This window comes from Amycolatopsis sp. (assembly GCF_036008905.1).
Lineage (GTDB): Bacteria > Actinomycetota > Actinomycetes > Mycobacteriales > Pseudonocardiaceae > Amycolatopsis.
This window is the reverse complement of sequence record NZ_DASYMU010000005.1, coordinates 1-14,820: the sequence shown is the minus strand read 5'-3', so window position 1 is coordinate 14,820 and position 14,820 is coordinate 1. Positions and strand designations below refer to the sequence as shown.

Below are 14,820 nucleotides of genomic sequence, written 5' to 3'. Positions count from 1 at the left end.
TCGCTGTCTCGGGTGGCTGCGCGTCGCTGGCTTTGGGCGCGCCCTAAGCCAGCGACCAGCGGCTCCACCGCCCGTGGGTCACCGAGGTCGCCCAGCGCCCGTGCCGCGGCGGCGGAAATGATGAAGTCGGGTTCGCCGAGGACAGTGATCAGCACGGGCACCGCGCGGGTGTCGGCGAGTTTGCCCAGCGCTTGGACCCCGGAGAACACGACATCTCCCGGGTTGCATGGCTGCCGCGTGTCCTGTGTCATCTTGTAGGTGCCTTGGACCGACTTCGCGTGCCGGTCGACCGTGGCGATCAATGGCTCGACCGCCCGCGCATCGCCGATCTTGCCGAGCACCCTCACCGCGCGGTGGACCCAGTCGATGTCGTCGTTTTCGAGCGCCTCCAGCGGAACCGTCAGCGCCTCCTGCTCACCGCGGTCGATCCGGAATCGCAGCGACACGATCAGCTCGTGAGGAGGGAAGTTGGTCCAGTAATAGATCGGTTGACCGAACTGTCTCACTGGCGACTGCTCAACCTGCTGGCCATGTCGCGGGTACTCAGTCGACCGCCTGCGCCTCCACCACATGCCTGCACGATAACGGTCCTTGCCGTCCGCAGCGCGCTGTCGACGGCTTCGACAGCGCACTAGTCGGTGGCGGCGCCGAGGGCGAGCAGGCCGGAGCGGAGGAGTGTAGCGGCTTCGTCGAGGCGGCCTTGGTCGCTGAGCAGGGTGCCGGCGCGGTCCAGGGAGCGGACGAGCGCGTCGCGGGCGTCGAGGCGGATGGCGAGTGCGATGGCGTCGCGGAAGTGTGACTCGGCGGCGGGAAGATCGTTGCGGGCCAAGGCGAGCGCGCCGAACTGGTAGCGGACGGCGGCGGTCAGGGGATCCTCGTCGGACACCGCGCGCAGGACGTCGTCGAGCAGCGATTCGGTGACGTCGAGATGGCCGAGCTCGCGGTTGACCTCGGCGAGTTCGATGGCGATCGCGAGATCGTCGTCGGACGTCGTCATCTCGCGCGCGGCGACGAGGTCGGCGAGCGCGGCCCGGTGATCACCGGCCAGCCGCCGGACGCGGCCGCGCGCCAGCAGGCACCGGGCGATGGCGGGCCGCAGCGCCTGTTCGTGCAGCAGGTCGTGGGCGTGCGCGACGGCGACGGCCGCGTCCGCGTACCGCTCGGCTTCCAGATGGGTCCGGCACACGACGGTGTACTGCGTGACCAGCTCGGTCAGGACGGCCTTGTCGCCGAGGTCGAGCCGCGCCAGCCGGAGCGCGTCGCTCGCGTGGGCGCCCGCGCGCTCGATGTTGCCGAGCCGCAGATGGCCGTCGGCGAGATGCGCGCGGAGCGTCAGCAGCACCATCGGCTGTGGATAGCCCTCGCGCATGAGTTCGTCGTGGCTGGTTTGCAGCAGGTAGAGCGCGTAATGCGGCTCGCCCCACTCGGTGAGGATCGTGGCGCGGATATGCGCGAGCAACGCGCGATAGGGGAGCGTGTCGCCGGACAACGCGCTCTCGGCGGCGGCCACGTGCCGGGTCCGGGCGTCGTTGTCGCCAAGGTGGCTTTCGATCGTGGCGAGCCACAGGAGAGCGAGCCCGGCTTGGCGCGACTGGCCAAGCGCCTCCGCCTGGCGCACGATCTGCTCGAGCCGCGTGACGGCCGGTTCGGGCCTGCCCGCCATGAACTCCTGCGCGGCTTCGACCAGGCTCAGATCCAGCTGGACGACGTCACGGGGTGAGTGGCCGCCGAGCAGCTCGTCGGCGTCGACCCCGAGCCGATCCGCGAAATGCCGCAGCGCGTCACCCGAAGGTGTGCGTGTGCCGCTCTCGACCGAGGAAACGTACGCGGCGGTGTAGTGGGGCTGGGCCAAAGTGCGCTGGGTGAGGCCCCGTTCCGACCGCAGCCGCCGCAGTCGCGTGCCGACGGACTCTCGTGAGTGGCGCACGCGGGGAGCCTAAAGGGCCGCTGGTGTCGCGCGTGGACATTGCCGCGACACCAGCGAGTCCCTAGACGGTAATGCTCCAGGTGTCGAGCGTGCCGGTGTCCTGCGCGTAGGCGTCATAGACGACCAACGTCCAGGTGCCACCCGCGGTTTCCGCCGTCACGGGGACGGAGTAGGTGCGGGGGGTGGTGCCGAACGGGGTGCAGCCGGAGCCGGTCGCCTTGACGGAGTAGGTCTTGGCGCTCGGTGACTTGAGCTGGATCCGCAGGTCCTGGTAGCAGGTGTGGGTCGCGGTGATCGACAGTCGTACCGGGGTGACCGCGGAACCGGTGGCCGTCGAAGTGACCGGGCTCTGCAGCGTGGCCAAGTCCTGGATCGGGAAGTCCGTGCCGTTGCCGAAGGTCCGGCCGGCCGACGTCCCGACGGTCAACGAGTACTGCGCGGAGCGGTCCGCGCTCACACCGTCGCCGGTAACCGTGATCTGGCTGGTGCCGTTCGGCGTGCTGCCCGACGTCGTGATGGTCAACGTCGAGGAAGCGCCGGACTGGATCGACGCCGGGCTGAACGACGCCGTCGCGCCCGCGGGCAGGCCGCTCGCACTCAGCGCCACCGATTGCGCGGAACCCGCCGTGGTGGCCGTGTTCACCGTGACCGTGACCGTGGCCGACTGTCCGGGTTGGACAGTGCCCGATGACGCGCTCAGCGTGAGCGAGTAGTCGTTCGCCTGCGAGGTGCCGGTGGCGAGTTTCCAGACGGCGTAGGCGATCGCGTCACTGTTGCGGTCGAGCGGGGTGTCGGCGACGCTGGACATCGTGTCGCACGCGCGGTGATAGCAGGCGTCGTACGCGGCACCGGAGGTCCCGCCCCATTTCTGGGCCTGTGCGGCGGTTTTGATCGCACCGGCGCCGGTGGCGAGCCCGCCGACGGGGATGCCCGCGCTCTTGAACGACGCGTGGTCGGACCGGCCGTCGCCTTCGGTGTCACCCTCGGTCTGCACGCCGATCGACTGGAAGTACTCGTCGAAGACGGCCTTGACCGAGGCGACGTCGTCGTAGACGAAGTGGCCCCAGTTCTTCGAGCCGATCATGTCGAAGTTCAGGTAGGTCTTGATCTTCGTGCGCTCGGCGGCCGGAAGCTGGGCCACGTAGTACTTCGAGCCCTTGAGGCCGGACTCTTCGTCGGCCCACCAGCCGAAACGCACTCGCTTGGCCATCGCCGGGTTCGTCTGGGCCAGCGTCAACGCGGTCTCGAGGATGGCGGCGCTACCGGAACCGTTGTCGTTGATGCCCGGTCCGGCGCTCACGCTGTCGAGGTGCGCGCCCAGCATGATCACCTGACTCGCGTCGCCCTGCGGCCACTCGGCGATCAGGTTTTGGCTCTGTCCAAGGCAACTCGTGCAGGTCTGGCGCGTGACGTTGTACCCGGCGGCCTGGAGCTTACCCTCCACATAGGACACCGAGGCCGCGTAACCGCCGCCGCCTGCCGACCTGTTCCCGCCGTTCTGCTGCGCGATCGTCTGCAACTGCGTCAGGTGCGCTTTGACGTTCGCCAATGAGATATCGGGCGCCGCGGCGACAGTGGCGGCGTGCGCCGGTATCGCCGAGACACCCATCGCGAGAGCCAGCGCGGCACTCACGAATCCCGCTCGTAACCGTTGTCCGGTACGCATATCCGTGCTCCTTAGTGGATACCGTGAAGGCCACCCCGAGTTCCCTCAAGGTGGCCTTCACGGCTTACTGACAGAGGGAACTAGACGGTGATGCTCCAGCTGCTGAGCGTGCCGGTGTCCTGGGCGTACGCGTCATAGATGACGAGGGTCCAGGTGCCACCCGCGGTCTCGGCCGTCACCGGGACGGAGAAGGTGCGGGGGGTGGTGCCGAACGGGGTGCAGCCGGAGCCGGTCGCCTTGACCGAGTAGGTCTTGGCGCTCGGCGACTTCAACTGGATCCGCAGGTCCTGGTAGCAGGTGTGCGAACCGGTGAGGGACAGCTTGACCGGGGAGACCGCGGAACCCGTTGCGGTGGAAGAGATCGGGCTCTGCAGGGTGGCCAAGTCCCGGATCGGGAAGTCCGTGTCGTTGGTGAACGTCCTCGTGCTCGACGTCCCGACGGTGAGGGAGTACTGCGCGGAGTGGTCCGCGCTGACGCCGTCACCGTTGACGGTGATCTGGCTGGTGCCGTTCGGGGTCGTGCTCGACGTGGTGATGGTCAGGGTCGAGGACGCGCCGGACTGGACCGACGCCGGGCTGAACGACACGGTGGCACCGGCGGGCAGGCCGCCGGCGGTCAGCGCGACGGTCTCCGCGGAACCGGAGGTGACGGCCGTGCCGACGGTGACGGTGGCGGACTGTCCGGGCTGGACAGTGCCGGAGGTCGGGTTCACCGTGAGCGAGTAGTCGTTGGTGCCCTGACCCGAGCAGGTGGTGGGCTCACCGGTGGCCGCGGTGACGCTGACCGCGTCCCAAGCCGCCTTGACGGTGTTGAATTCGGTGCAGCTGCCCGGGTAGAGGGCGAGGGCGGCTTCCAGCGTCGCCTTGCGGGCGGCCTGGTGGTTCCAGGCGGAGGTCTTCTTCAGCAGGCCGTTGTAGAAGATCTTGCCCGCCTTCTGGATGCCGATGCCGGTGACCGAGCTGCCGTTGCAGGTCGGGCTGGCCGGCTTGCCGGCACCCGGCGCGCTGCCCTCGGCGAGCAGGTAGAACCAGTGGTTCTGCGGGCCAGCGCCGGCGTGCACCTCGGGGGCGGGCGAAGTGAAGCAGTTCGGGTCGCCGGCTTTCGACGGGTCGTACATGTAGCGGATCGGGCCCTGGCCGACCAGGTTGACGCCTTCGCCGACCTCGTAGTCGGGGACGTCCTTCGGGTTGTTGACGTAGGCCTCGGTCAGTGCGCCGAAGATGTCACCGGTGGACTCGTTCAAGCCGCCGTTCTCGTTGCCGGAGCCCGCGCCACCCGGGGTGGTCTGGAAGATGCCGTGGCCGAACTCGTGGCCGACGACGTCCATCGAGGTCGCCTGGCGCGCGTTGTCCTGCGAGTGCCCGAAGTGGGTCGAGGAACCGTTCCAGTAGGCGTTGACGTCGTTCAGGCCGACCGACGCGGGGAAGCCGCCGCCGGAGCCGTTGATGCCGTCGCGGCCCAGCCAGTCGCGGAGCATGTCCCACTCCTGCTGCACGCTGAAAAGCGTGTCGACACAGGCGGTTTCGAGGTCCGTGCCGGAACCGTTGCCCCAGGCGTCGTCGGGGCCGGAGAACACGGCACCGCCTTCACGCCCGCAGCTCAGGCCGGTCCGGGCGGGGTCCCGCAAGGAGAACGTGCCGCCCGACGAGGTCGTCGCGACGGTCACGTTGCCGACGTAGTAGCTGTTTCCGGTGCCCTGCACGGTCGCGGTGCCCTGCGGCGCGGCGACTTCGGAGTGCGCGGCGGCTTCGCTCTTGACGTCGTCGCGGGTCTGGAGCACGGCGCCGGTGGTGCCGTCGACGAAGACGTGCAGCTTGCTCGGCGCGGCGGCGGTACGCCCGGTGACGAGCACCTCGTAGGCGAGCTTTGGGGAATCCCCGGCCAGCACAACGAGTTCAGGCGCGTCCACACTCTCTACTTTGGACAGTTGACCCCTGGCGACGGACGCCGCCATGTCGGCCGTGATCGCGGCTTTGGTGTCCACGGTGATCGGCGCCGTGGTGGCCGCGGCGGTGTCCCGTACCCGGCCCGCGCCGTCGGCGATGACCACCGCGTCCCCGCCGACGACCGTGAGGCCGCGGTAGGACCGTTCGTAGGAGGCGTAGAACAGCCCTCCGCCACCGGGGGTGACCCCGAGCCGCCGGAACGACTCGTCGGCACCCTTGCTGAGTTCGTCGACGCCGTTGGCCGCCGCCTGATCCGCCGCGGCCGCGGCGAGTGCTTCCGGGACCGCCGGCTGCGCGGCGGGTGCCGCGGTGGCCGGGGTCAACGGGAGTGCGAACGTCCACGCGAGGCCGGCGATCGCCGCCACACCTGAGCGGAGCCCTCGTTGGGATGTCATGGATGTTTTTCCTTCCATGGGACAAGCAGGCAGGGCCGTCCGGGCAGCACAAAGCAGACCGAGCGGTGGGTGTTGTCGCGAGGTGCAGTGGCAAAAACGTGTGTCCGCGTGGATAACTGGAGTTATCGAGCTGGACACGTCTGAGTAAAGGGCGGAGGCGAAAAGCCGTCAATGGGCCATTCGGCCTAGCGGACCTGTGATCAGGTGCTTACACAGAGACAGAAAACGTTGGGGCGTAAGGGCTTTACGTCCACTTCACGTCTTATGCAGACTTTCGTATGGTTCTTACCGAACTGGGTCGGTATCGGCGTCCGCGGCGGCCCTGACGCCGTTGCGGTAGGCGCTGATGGCCTCGGGGAGCCGGTCCTGCTCGCGCAGGACGTCTCCCAAATGGAGGGACGTCGCCACCAGTCCGGTGCGCGGCGCGGCGCGCTCCTGATCGTCGGCTGCCTTGCGCAGCAACAGGGTCGCGCCCGGCAGGTCGCCCTTCGCGCGGGCGATCAGTCCCAGTAGGCGGTTCACTTCGGCCCGCGCTTCGACGTCTTGTCGTCCTTCGAGAAGCGGGCTTATGTCCTGAATGAGAATTTCGGCTTCGTCCAGTGCGCCTTGTAATCGCCGGACTTCGGCGAGCTCGATCGTCGCGCCGAGGATGCCTTCCGTGGAGTCGACCTCGGTGAGGAGATCCCGGGCGCGCGTGAGTTCGGCACGGGCCTCCGGCAGCCTTCCCAAGCGCCGCAACACGAATCCGCGCGCCCAGTGGCAGCGCGCGACATCCCGGTCGTAGCCCAGTAAACCGAACAGCCGGACGGCTTCGGTGAGCTCCGCGTCCGCGCGGTCGGGGAGGCCGACCGCTTGCCAGAGTTGCGCGGACTGGCGATGGAACCGGGCCACGAAGTCGATCCGCGTCGCCAGTGCGGCCGCCCGCTGCCCGTCTTCGGTCGCGCGCCGGGCGCGGTGCAGCGCGCCCATCTCCACGAGTGGATGGATCAACGCCGTCAGCAACGCGAGTTCGGCGTCCGGGTCCACCGGCTCCCCGGCACGCAGCTCGCCGAGCGCGCTCTCGACACGCGCGACCGCCGCGGTGGCGAAGCCCGAGGCATAGCGGCAGGCCGACCACCGGTACACGATCAGCGCGCGCAGCCAAGCGGGTGCTTCGGCGGAGACGCGCTCGGCGTGTTCGAAGCCGGTGGTCGCGCCGGCGAGGTCGAACCGCTGCCATTTGCTTTCGGCGAGGCAAAAACGGGCATAACACTCGACGTCGGGCAGGTGATAGTCCGCGGCGCGGGTTTCGGCGTCGGCGAAGGTTTCCTCGGCCTCGGCGACCCGGCCTTGCTCGAGTGCTTGATAGGCGTCACGCAGCTCGGTCCACAGCGTTTCGGCCACTCCCGGCGGGCGGCCGAAGCGGAGTTCGTCGACGGTCAGCCCGAGCCGTTGTGCCAGGTAGGCAAGCACTTCGTCGGACGGCGGACGGCGTCCGGCTTCGACCTTCGCGAGGAAGCCGCGGTTGTACTGCGGCTCGGCCAGTTCCCGCTGCGTCCAGCCCCGGCCGGTCCGCAACCGGCGGATCCTCGCGCCGAGCGGTTCGTCGCCCTGCTGCCCGAGCGTCATCCGTCACACGGTAGAGGAAGCCCCTTAGGGTTGGGCGTGTGAGCGAAGCAGAGTTCCCCAACGGTCAGTACCCCGAACGCCCGCCGGAGCGGCACAAGGGCCCCGTGGTCATGCGCCGCGACCAGCGTGACGATTCGGGCAGCACCACCGACCAGCGCCTGCTGGACTCGCGTGGGCCGAGCGACTGGGTGCACACCGACCCGTGGCGCGTGCTGCGCATCCAGGCCGAGTTCGTCGAAGGCTTCGGCGCGCTCGCCGAGGTGCCGCGTGCGGTGACCGTGTTCGGTTCCGCCCGCACCAAGCGGGACTCCGACGAGTACGAGCTCGGCCGGGCCATCGGCGGAGCACTGGCGAAGGCCGGGTTCGCCACGATGACCGGTGGCGGGCCGGGCGCGATGGAGGCGGTCAACCGCGGCGCGTCGGAAGCCGGTGGGTTCTCCGTCGGCCTCGGCATCGAGCTGCCGTTCGAGCAGGGCCTGAACCCGTGGGTCGACCTCGGCGTCAACTTCCGGTACTTCTTCGCCCGCAAGACGATGTTCATCAAGTACTCGCAGGCCTTCATCTGCCTGCCCGGTGGGTTCGGCACGCTCGACGAGCTGTTCGAGGCGCTGACCCTGGTGCAGACCAAGAAGGTCACCAAGTTCCCGGTCGTGCTGTTCGGCAGCAAGTACTGGGGCGGGCTGTACGACTGGATCTCCGACACGCTGCTGGCCGAGGGCAAGATCGGCGAGAAGGACCTCGAGTTGCTGCACGTCACCGACGACATCGACGACGCCGTGCGAGTGGTCCAGGATTCGTACCAGGCCTGGGAAGACACACACTGAGTTGTCGGGAAGAAGAATCAAGATCAAAGAGTTGTCGGGAAGAAGAATCAAGATCAAAAAGCAAAATGGGATGAACAGGATCTGCGTGTTCTGCGGGTCGTCGATGGGCTTCGACCCGGCGTACGCCGAGCAGGCGCGGGCGCTCGGCAAGTTGCTCGCCGACCGCGGCATCGGGCTGGTCTACGGCGGCGCCAGCGTCGGCACCATGGGCGCGGTCGCCGACGGCGCGCTCGCCGCGGGCGGTGAAGTGATCGGGGTGATCCCCGAGCACCTGTCCAGCGTCGAGATCTCGCACGCCGGGCTGACCGAGCTGCACGTCGTCGCCGACATGCACCAGCGCAAGGCCAAGATGGCCGCGTTGTCCGACGGTTTCCTCGCGCTGCCCGGCGGCGCGGGGACGCTGGAGGAGCTCTTCGAGGTCTGGACGTGGAGTCAGCTCGGCCTGCACACCAAGCCGATCGGGCTGGTCGACGTCGGCGGCTTCTACGCGCCGCTGTGGGGTTTCGTCGAGCACATGGTGAGCGAGGGCTTCCTGCGGGCCGACCATCGCGACGTGATCATGATGGACGCCGACCCGGCCGTCCTGCTCGACAAGTTCGCCGACTACACCCCGCCCGCGGCCCCGAAGTGGATCAGCTAGGCAGCGTCCTGGTCGGGGCGTTTGTGGTATTTGTCGACGTATTCCTGGTCGGAGAGCTCCAGGATGGCGTACATGATCTCGTCGGTCACCGCGCGCCGGATGGCCGGTGAGGAGTCCATGCCGTCGTAGCGCGCGAAGTTCAGCGGTTTGCCGAAACGCACGCTGACCTTCGCGAGCCGCGGGATGCGTTCGCCGCCGGGCTGGAGGTTCTCGGTGCCCGAAACGGCGACCGGGACGACGACGGCACCCGTGGCGAGCGCCAGCGCGCCGACCCCGGTGTGCCCGCGGTGCAGCCGTCCGTCGAGCGAGCGGGTGCCCTCGGGGTAGATGGCGAACGCGCCGCGCGCGTCCAGCACCTTGCGGGCCGCCTCGAGTGCGGCCAGCCCGGCCTGGGCGTTGCCGCGCTCGACGGGTACGTAACCGAGTCCCGACAGGAACCCGGCGACGAACCGGCCCTTGAGACTCGTGCCGACGAAGTACTCCGCCTTGCCGAGGAACTTGACCTGCCGTGGTGTCACGAACGTGATCACGCCGGTGTCCAGCGCCGCCCGGTGGTTCGAGGCGAAGATCACCGGGCCGTGCGACGGCACGTTCTCGATCCCGTGCACGGCAGGCCGGTAGACCAGGCGAGCCAGGGGTGCCAGCACGAAACGGACGAACAGCTGTATCAAAACTCCTCCAGGGACAAGTGCCTGAGACCAGCATGGCACGATCACTACTCATGAGTTGGTTCGAGCGGCGCACCTGGCAGAACCCCGCGTGGACGCTCGATGAAATCCTCGCGGCCAAAGGGGATCGCACCGTCTCGGTGGTACTTCCCGCACTGGACGAAGCGGAAACGGTCGGCGAGGTGGTCGCCTCCGTGCGGCCGCTGCTCGGGTCCATTGTGGACGAACTGGTCGTCGTCGACTCCGGGTCGGTCGACGCGACGGTGAAACTGGCCGAGCGGGCCGGCGCGCGGGTGGTGCACCGCGAAGACGTGCTGCCCGAGCTGGAACCGTTGCCGGGCAAGGGAGAAGTCCTCTGGCGTTCGCTCGCGGCGACGAGTGGTGACCTGGTGGTGTTCCTCGATTCGGACCTGGTGGAGCCCGATCCGGCGTTCGTGCCGACACTGCTCGGCCCGTTGCTCCGCGACACCGGCGTCCACCTGGTCAAGGGGTTCTACCGGCGACCGCTGCGGCTGGAGAGCACCGGCGGCGGCCGGGTCACCGAGCTGCTCGCGCGCCCGGTGCTTTCGGCGTTGCGCCCCGCGCTTTCCGGGCTGATCCAGCCGCTGGGCGGGGAGTACGCGGCGACCCGCGAGTTCCTCGAGTCGGTGCCGTTCGCGGCCGGGTACGGCGTCGAGATCGGGCTGCTGCTCGACGCCGAAGCGCGCTACGGGCTCGACGCGCTCGCCCAGGTCAACCTCGGGGTCCGCAAACACCGGAACCGGTCGTTGCTGCAGCTGGGCGTGATGTCGCGGCAGATCCTCGGCACCGCGCTCGGCCGCTGCGGGATCACCTCCGACGAGCCGGCCGGGCTCACCCAGTTCGTGCAGGTCTCCGGCGAGTGGCTGCCGGACGTCACCGACGTCCTCGTCGCGGACCGGCCGCCGATGAGCGAGGTCCTCGCCGCGCGCTGATGTCTCCTAGGCGTGCTTGCGCGACGGTGCCCGAGTTCGTATGTAACGATCGTCGCGTGACGACCGCCTTGATCTACCTCGTAGTCATGCTGCTGGTGGCTGCCGTGGTGTTCCTGCTGTCCGCCGTGGTGTTCGGGCGCGGCGAGGAGCTCGCGCCCCTGCCGCCGGGCAGCTCCCCGACCAGGCTGCCCGCCGAGGACATCACCGGCGAAGACGTCCAGGGTGTGCGCTACCAGCTCGTTCTCCGCGGCTACAAGATGTCCGAAGTGGACTGGGTGATGCGACGGCTCGGCGTCGAGATCGACGGGCTCCGCGCGAAGGTCGCCGAGCTGGAATCCGAGCGCGAGGCCGCCAAGTGACCGACGTGGTGCTGTCGGTCGAGGTCGGCGCATCCGCGGGAACCACCTGGCTCGCGCTGACCGACTGGACCCGGCAGGGCGAGTGGATGCTCGGCACGGAAGTGAAGGTCGTCGAGGGCAACGGGCGCAGCGTCGGTTCGAAGCTCGCCGCGTTCACCGGGCTGGCCGGGATCGGCTTCACCGACACCATGGAGATCACCACCTGGGAACCGCCGGTGCGCTGCGGGGTGGTGCACGTCGGCAAGGTGGTCAAGGGAACGGCCACGTTCCAGGTGCTCGACAAGGGCGCGAACCGCGCGGTGTTCGTCTGGGCGGAACACCTGACGCTGCCGTTCGGCCCGCTCGGGAAGCTCGGCTGGCCGCTGGTCAAGCCCGCGTTCACCCTCGGTTTGCGCCATTCGCTGCAGAAGTTCGCCCGGTTCGCGGAGAACTACTCGGTGGGCACACCGTGAGTGGGTTGAAGGGCGCCGACGGCGTCGCGCGGTGTTCGTGGGGCAACTCCACGCCTGACTACGCCGAGTACCACGACACGGAATGGGGCGTCCCGCTCCACGGGCAGGACGCGCTGTACGAGCGGCTGTGCCTCGAGTCGTTCCAGTCCGGGCTGTCGTGGATCACGATCCTGCGCAAGCGCCCGGCGTTCCGGCGGGTGTTCCTCGACTTCGACCCGGTGAAGGTCGCCCGGTTCGGCGACGACGACGTCGAGCGGCTGATGCAGGACGCCTCGATCGTCCGCAACGGCGCGAAGATCCGGGCCGCCATCACCAACGCCAAGGCCACCGCCGCGCTGGACACGCCGCTGGACGACCTGCTGTGGTCGTTCGCGCCCGCCAAGCACAAGCGGCCGAAGACGATGGCCGACGTCCCCGCCATCACCGACGAGTCGAAGGCGATGGCGAAGGAACTCAAGAAGCGCGGCTTCAGTTTCCTCGGCCCGACAACTTGTTATGCCCTGATGCAGGCCACGGGCATGGTCGACGACCATGTCCGTGGCTGCTTCAGAGCTACTTCCCCTGGAAAACCGGCTTCCGCTTAGTCACGAACGCCTCGACGGCTTCGGCGTGGTCCGCGGTGGCCCCGAGCGCGCTCTGGGCGGCGTCTTCCGCGGCGAGTGCCTCTTCCAGCGTGCTCTCGGCGGCGGCGCTCAGCGTCGACTTGATCTTGGCGTAGGCCACGGTCGGTCCGTTCGCGAGCTTGGCGGCGATCTTCTGCGCGCGGGCCGCGAGCTCCTCGTCCGGCACCACCTCGCCGACCAGCCCGAGCCGCAGCGCCTCATCGGCGTCGACGGTCCGCGCCAGCAGCATCAGCTCCGCCGCCCGGCCGTACCCGATCAGCCGCTGCAACGACCACGACGCGCCCGAGTCCGGGCCGAGTCCGACGTTCGCGAAGGCCATCAGGAAGTTGGCCGAGCTCGCCGCGATCCGGAGGTCGCTCGCGTAGGCGAACGCCGCACCGGCGCCGGCCGCGGGGCCGTTCACCGCCGCGATGACCGGCTTCGGCATCTCGACGATCGTGCGCACGATCGGGTTGTAGTGCTTCGAGACCGTCTGCAGTGGAGCCGAATCGCCCGCCTGGAGCAGTCCGACGTGCTCCTTCAGGTCCTGGCCCGCGCAGAACGCCTTGCCCGAACCGGTGATGACCACCGCACGCACGCCGTCGTCGGCCGCCGCCGCCCGCAAGGCCGCCAGCAGGCGTTCCTTCAGTTCGACGGTCAACGAGTTGTACGCCTTCGGCCGGTTGAGCGTCAGGGTGCGCACTCCGTCGGCGTCGGCTGTCAGCAATACGTCCTCTGTGGTCACTGAAACTCCTCCTGGGAAACGGGCTTACGACTAAGCTTCCCTCGAACACTAGTTGAGGTGTGTGGCCCGTTTCCGCGTTCCCGATACCGCTTCGGGTGGACGCGCCCTGTGGTGCGCCCGCGAGCCGCATACCAGCAACGATGCAACACGAAAAGATCGGTCCGCGTTCGCGCTCCCGCGCTGATGAGGGACAATGAGACACAACCCGGCTGGCTTTGGCGAGCGCGACCCGGGCGCGCCGGTTAAGACGGAGGGAGCACGCTATGGCGGCCATGAAGCCCCGGACCGGAGATGGTCCCCTCGAAGTGACGAAGGAGGGGCGGGGCCTCGTGATGCGCGTACCGCTCGAGGGTGGCGGGCGACTCGTCGTCGAGCTTTCGGCCGAAGAGGCGAAGGATCTTGGTGTTGCCCTGCAGGAGGTCACCGGCTGAGCTGATCCCATCCGCTCTGGTCAATCCCGCACCCCGGTTTCCTTTTGGAGGCCGGGGTCGCGGTTCATCTATCTGGAGATAGTCCACAGTGCGCATTCCGGTCCCCCCTGTCCCCAGCAAGCTGATCGACGTCGAGGTCTCCGACACGACCCGGCGCGGCGCCTTGCTCGCAGTACTCGCCCCGCTCCTCGAGGACCAGGAGGACGGCACCGCGGCCGAGCCTCTCGAGATCGAGGGCGTCCGCGCGTCGGGTAAGGCGGGGGACGTCCAGGACGTGCCCGGATCCCGCACCCGCTGGCTCGTCGGCATCGGCAGCGGCGAGCCAAAGAACTACCGGACGGCGGGCGCGGCACTCGTCCGCGCCGCCAACGCCCACTTCGCCGCCGAGGCGGAGGCCGGCGAGAAGCCGTCGCGCGCGGTTCAGGTGGCGCTGCCGGAGGAAATCACCGCGGACGGTGTCGCGGAGCTGGCCACCGGTCTGTTGCTCGGCGGCTACAAGTTCACCGTGACCGCCGACGCGCCCAAGGCCTCGACGCGGACCGTTCGTCTGCTGACGGCGTACGAACGGGCAGTCCCCGCGTACTCCGAGGCCGTCGGCCGCGCCCGGATCCTCGCCGAGTCGGCCGCGCTGGCACGTGATCTCGCTAACGCCCCGTCGAACGTCAAGGACCCGGACTGGCTCGCGACCGTCGCCGAGCGCGTGGCGCTGACCGTTCCCGGTCTGCAGGCCACCATCCGCGACGAAAACTGGCTGACCGAACAGGGCTTCGGCGGAGTTCTGGCCGTCGGCGGTGGTTCGGCGAGCCCGCCGCGGCTGATCGAACTCGACTACAAGCCGCGCGGTGCCACCAAGCACCTGCTGTTCGTCGGCAAGGGCATCACGTTCGACACCGGCGGCCTCTCGATCAAGCCCGCCGACGGCATGCACATGATGCGCACCGACATGGCCGGTGGCGGAGCCGTCATCGCCGCGATGCGCGCGATCGCGGCGCTCGGCCTGCCCGTGCGGGTCACCGCGCTGGTGCCCACCGCGGAGAACCACGTCTCCGGCTCGTCGTACCGGCCGGGCGACATCGTCCGCCACTACGGCGGCAAGACCGCCGAGATCGGCAACACCGACGCCGAAGGCCGCCTCGTCCTCGCCGACGCGCTGGTCTACGGCATCAAGAAGTTCAAGCCCGACGCCGTCATCGACGTCGCGACTTTGACCGGTGCGATGAAGGTTTCGCTGGGCTTGCGCATCGGTGGCTTGTTCGCCACCGATGATGAACTCGCCGACCGCGTCCGCGACGCGGGCGAGCGCGTCGGAGAAGCTTGGTGGCGGATGCCGCTCACCGAGGACTACACCGACTCCATCCGCGGCGAACTCGGCGACGTCCGCCAGGCCGTCTCCGGCCCGGGCGGCATCATGGCCGCTCTGTTCCTACGCGAGTTCGTCGACGGCCTGCCTTGGGCCCACCTCGACATCGCGGGCCCCGCCCGCGCCGACCGCAACTACGACGACGTCGTCCCCGGCGCCTCCGGCTTCGCCGCCCGGACTCTCGTCGAACTGGCCGCCTCCTACACCTGAGTCGTGAGTGCGTAACAGTGTTAGAACACTGTT

General features: G+C 68.8%; 15 protein-coding genes. 8 read left to right on the top strand and 7 right to left on the bottom strand.

Annotation, left to right across the window (positions count from 1 at the left end; translation table 11 throughout):
• The 5 genes from VGP60_RS00565 to VGP60_RS00545 all read right to left on the bottom strand — a co-directional run.
• A partial coding sequence (locus VGP60_RS00565; RefSeq protein ID WP_327545805.1) for a HEAT repeat domain-containing protein occupies positions 1-506 on the bottom strand: 506 nt, incomplete at its 3' end.
• A gap of 125 nt (positions 507-631) precedes the next feature.
• Positions 632-1,927 (bottom strand): helix-turn-helix domain-containing protein, encoded by a 1,296-nt coding sequence (locus VGP60_RS00560; protein WP_327545804.1) that lies wholly within the window; start codon positions 1,925-1,927, stop codon positions 632-634.
• 61 nt (positions 1,928-1,988) lie between these two features.
• Positions 1,989-3,593: a M20/M25/M40 family metallo-hydrolase gene (locus VGP60_RS00555; RefSeq protein ID WP_327545803.1), complete on the bottom strand. Its 1,605-nt coding sequence runs from the start codon at positions 3,591-3,593 to the stop codon at positions 1,989-1,991.
• A gap of 80 nt (positions 3,594-3,673) precedes the next feature.
• Complete coding sequence (locus VGP60_RS00550) at positions 3,674-5,935, bottom strand: M4 family metallopeptidase (protein ID WP_327545802.1); 2,262 nt, start codon at positions 5,933-5,935, stop codon at positions 3,674-3,676.
• Positions 5,936-6,220: 285 nt separating this feature from the next.
• Positions 6,221-7,543, bottom strand: coding sequence for a helix-turn-helix transcriptional regulator (locus VGP60_RS00545; RefSeq protein WP_327545801.1), 1,323 nt, complete (start codon positions 7,541-7,543; stop codon positions 6,221-6,223).
• 110 nt (positions 7,544-7,653) lie between these two features.
• Here VGP60_RS00545 and VGP60_RS00540 point away from each other — a divergent pair, with 110 nt between their 5' ends.
• Complete coding sequence (locus tag VGP60_RS00540; RefSeq protein WP_327545806.1) at positions 7,654-8,367, top strand: TIGR00730 family Rossman fold protein; 714 nt, start codon at positions 7,654-7,656, stop codon at positions 8,365-8,367.
• 70 nt (positions 8,368-8,437) lie between these two features.
• Entirely contained in the window at positions 8,438-9,007 is a 570-nt protein-coding gene (locus VGP60_RS00535; RefSeq protein WP_327545800.1) for a TIGR00730 family Rossman fold protein, read from the top strand.
• On the opposite strand, the gene VGP60_RS00530 is transcribed toward VGP60_RS00535, so the two are convergent.
• Complete coding sequence (locus VGP60_RS00530; protein ID WP_327545799.1) at positions 9,004-9,678, bottom strand: lysophospholipid acyltransferase family protein; 675 nt, start codon at positions 9,676-9,678, stop codon at positions 9,004-9,006. The genes VGP60_RS00535 and VGP60_RS00530 overlap by 4 nt on opposite strands.
• 50 nt (positions 9,679-9,728) lie before the next feature.
• Here VGP60_RS00530 and VGP60_RS00525 point away from each other — a divergent pair, with 50 nt between their 5' ends.
• From VGP60_RS00525 to VGP60_RS00510, 4 genes are read left to right on the top strand one after another with little or no spacing between them, the layout of a single operon-like run.
• Positions 9,729-10,628, top strand: coding sequence for a glucosyl-3-phosphoglycerate synthase (locus tag VGP60_RS00525; protein WP_327545798.1), 900 nt, complete (start codon positions 9,729-9,731; stop codon positions 10,626-10,628).
• Positions 10,629-10,684: 56 nt separating this feature from the next.
• Positions 10,685-10,987 carry a DivIVA domain-containing protein gene (locus VGP60_RS00520; RefSeq protein ID WP_327545797.1) on the top strand — a complete coding sequence of 101 codons (303 nt, stop codon included), beginning with the start codon at positions 10,685-10,687 and terminating at the stop codon, positions 10,985-10,987.
• Positions 10,984-11,439: an SRPBCC family protein gene (locus VGP60_RS00515; RefSeq protein WP_327545796.1), complete on the top strand. Its 456-nt coding sequence runs from the start codon at positions 10,984-10,986 to the stop codon at positions 11,437-11,439. Before VGP60_RS00520 ends, VGP60_RS00515 begins: the two co-directional genes overlap by 4 nt.
• Entirely contained in the window at positions 11,436-12,023 is a 588-nt protein-coding gene (locus tag VGP60_RS00510) for a DNA-3-methyladenine glycosylase I (RefSeq protein ID WP_327545795.1), read from the top strand. The genes VGP60_RS00515 and VGP60_RS00510 overlap by 4 nt, the downstream gene beginning before the upstream one ends.
• On the opposite strand, the gene VGP60_RS00505 is transcribed toward VGP60_RS00510, so the two are convergent.
• Positions 11,992-12,786: an enoyl-CoA hydratase-related protein gene (locus VGP60_RS00505; RefSeq protein ID WP_327545794.1), complete on the bottom strand. Its 795-nt coding sequence runs from the start codon at positions 12,784-12,786 to the stop codon at positions 11,992-11,994. The genes VGP60_RS00510 and VGP60_RS00505 overlap by 32 nt on opposite strands.
• Before the next feature lie 263 nt (positions 12,787-13,049).
• Between VGP60_RS00505 and VGP60_RS00500 the strand changes: the two genes are divergently transcribed.
• Both VGP60_RS00500 and VGP60_RS00495 read left to right on the top strand, forming a co-directional pair.
• Entirely contained in the window at positions 13,050-13,217 is a 168-nt protein-coding gene (locus tag VGP60_RS00500) for a DUF3117 domain-containing protein (RefSeq protein ID WP_091294302.1), read from the top strand.
• Between the two features lie 88 nt (positions 13,218-13,305).
• Positions 13,306-14,787: a leucyl aminopeptidase family protein gene (locus VGP60_RS00495; RefSeq protein WP_327545793.1), complete on the top strand. Its 1,482-nt coding sequence runs from the start codon at positions 13,306-13,308 to the stop codon at positions 14,785-14,787.
• Positions 14,788-14,820: the final 33 nt, after the last annotated feature.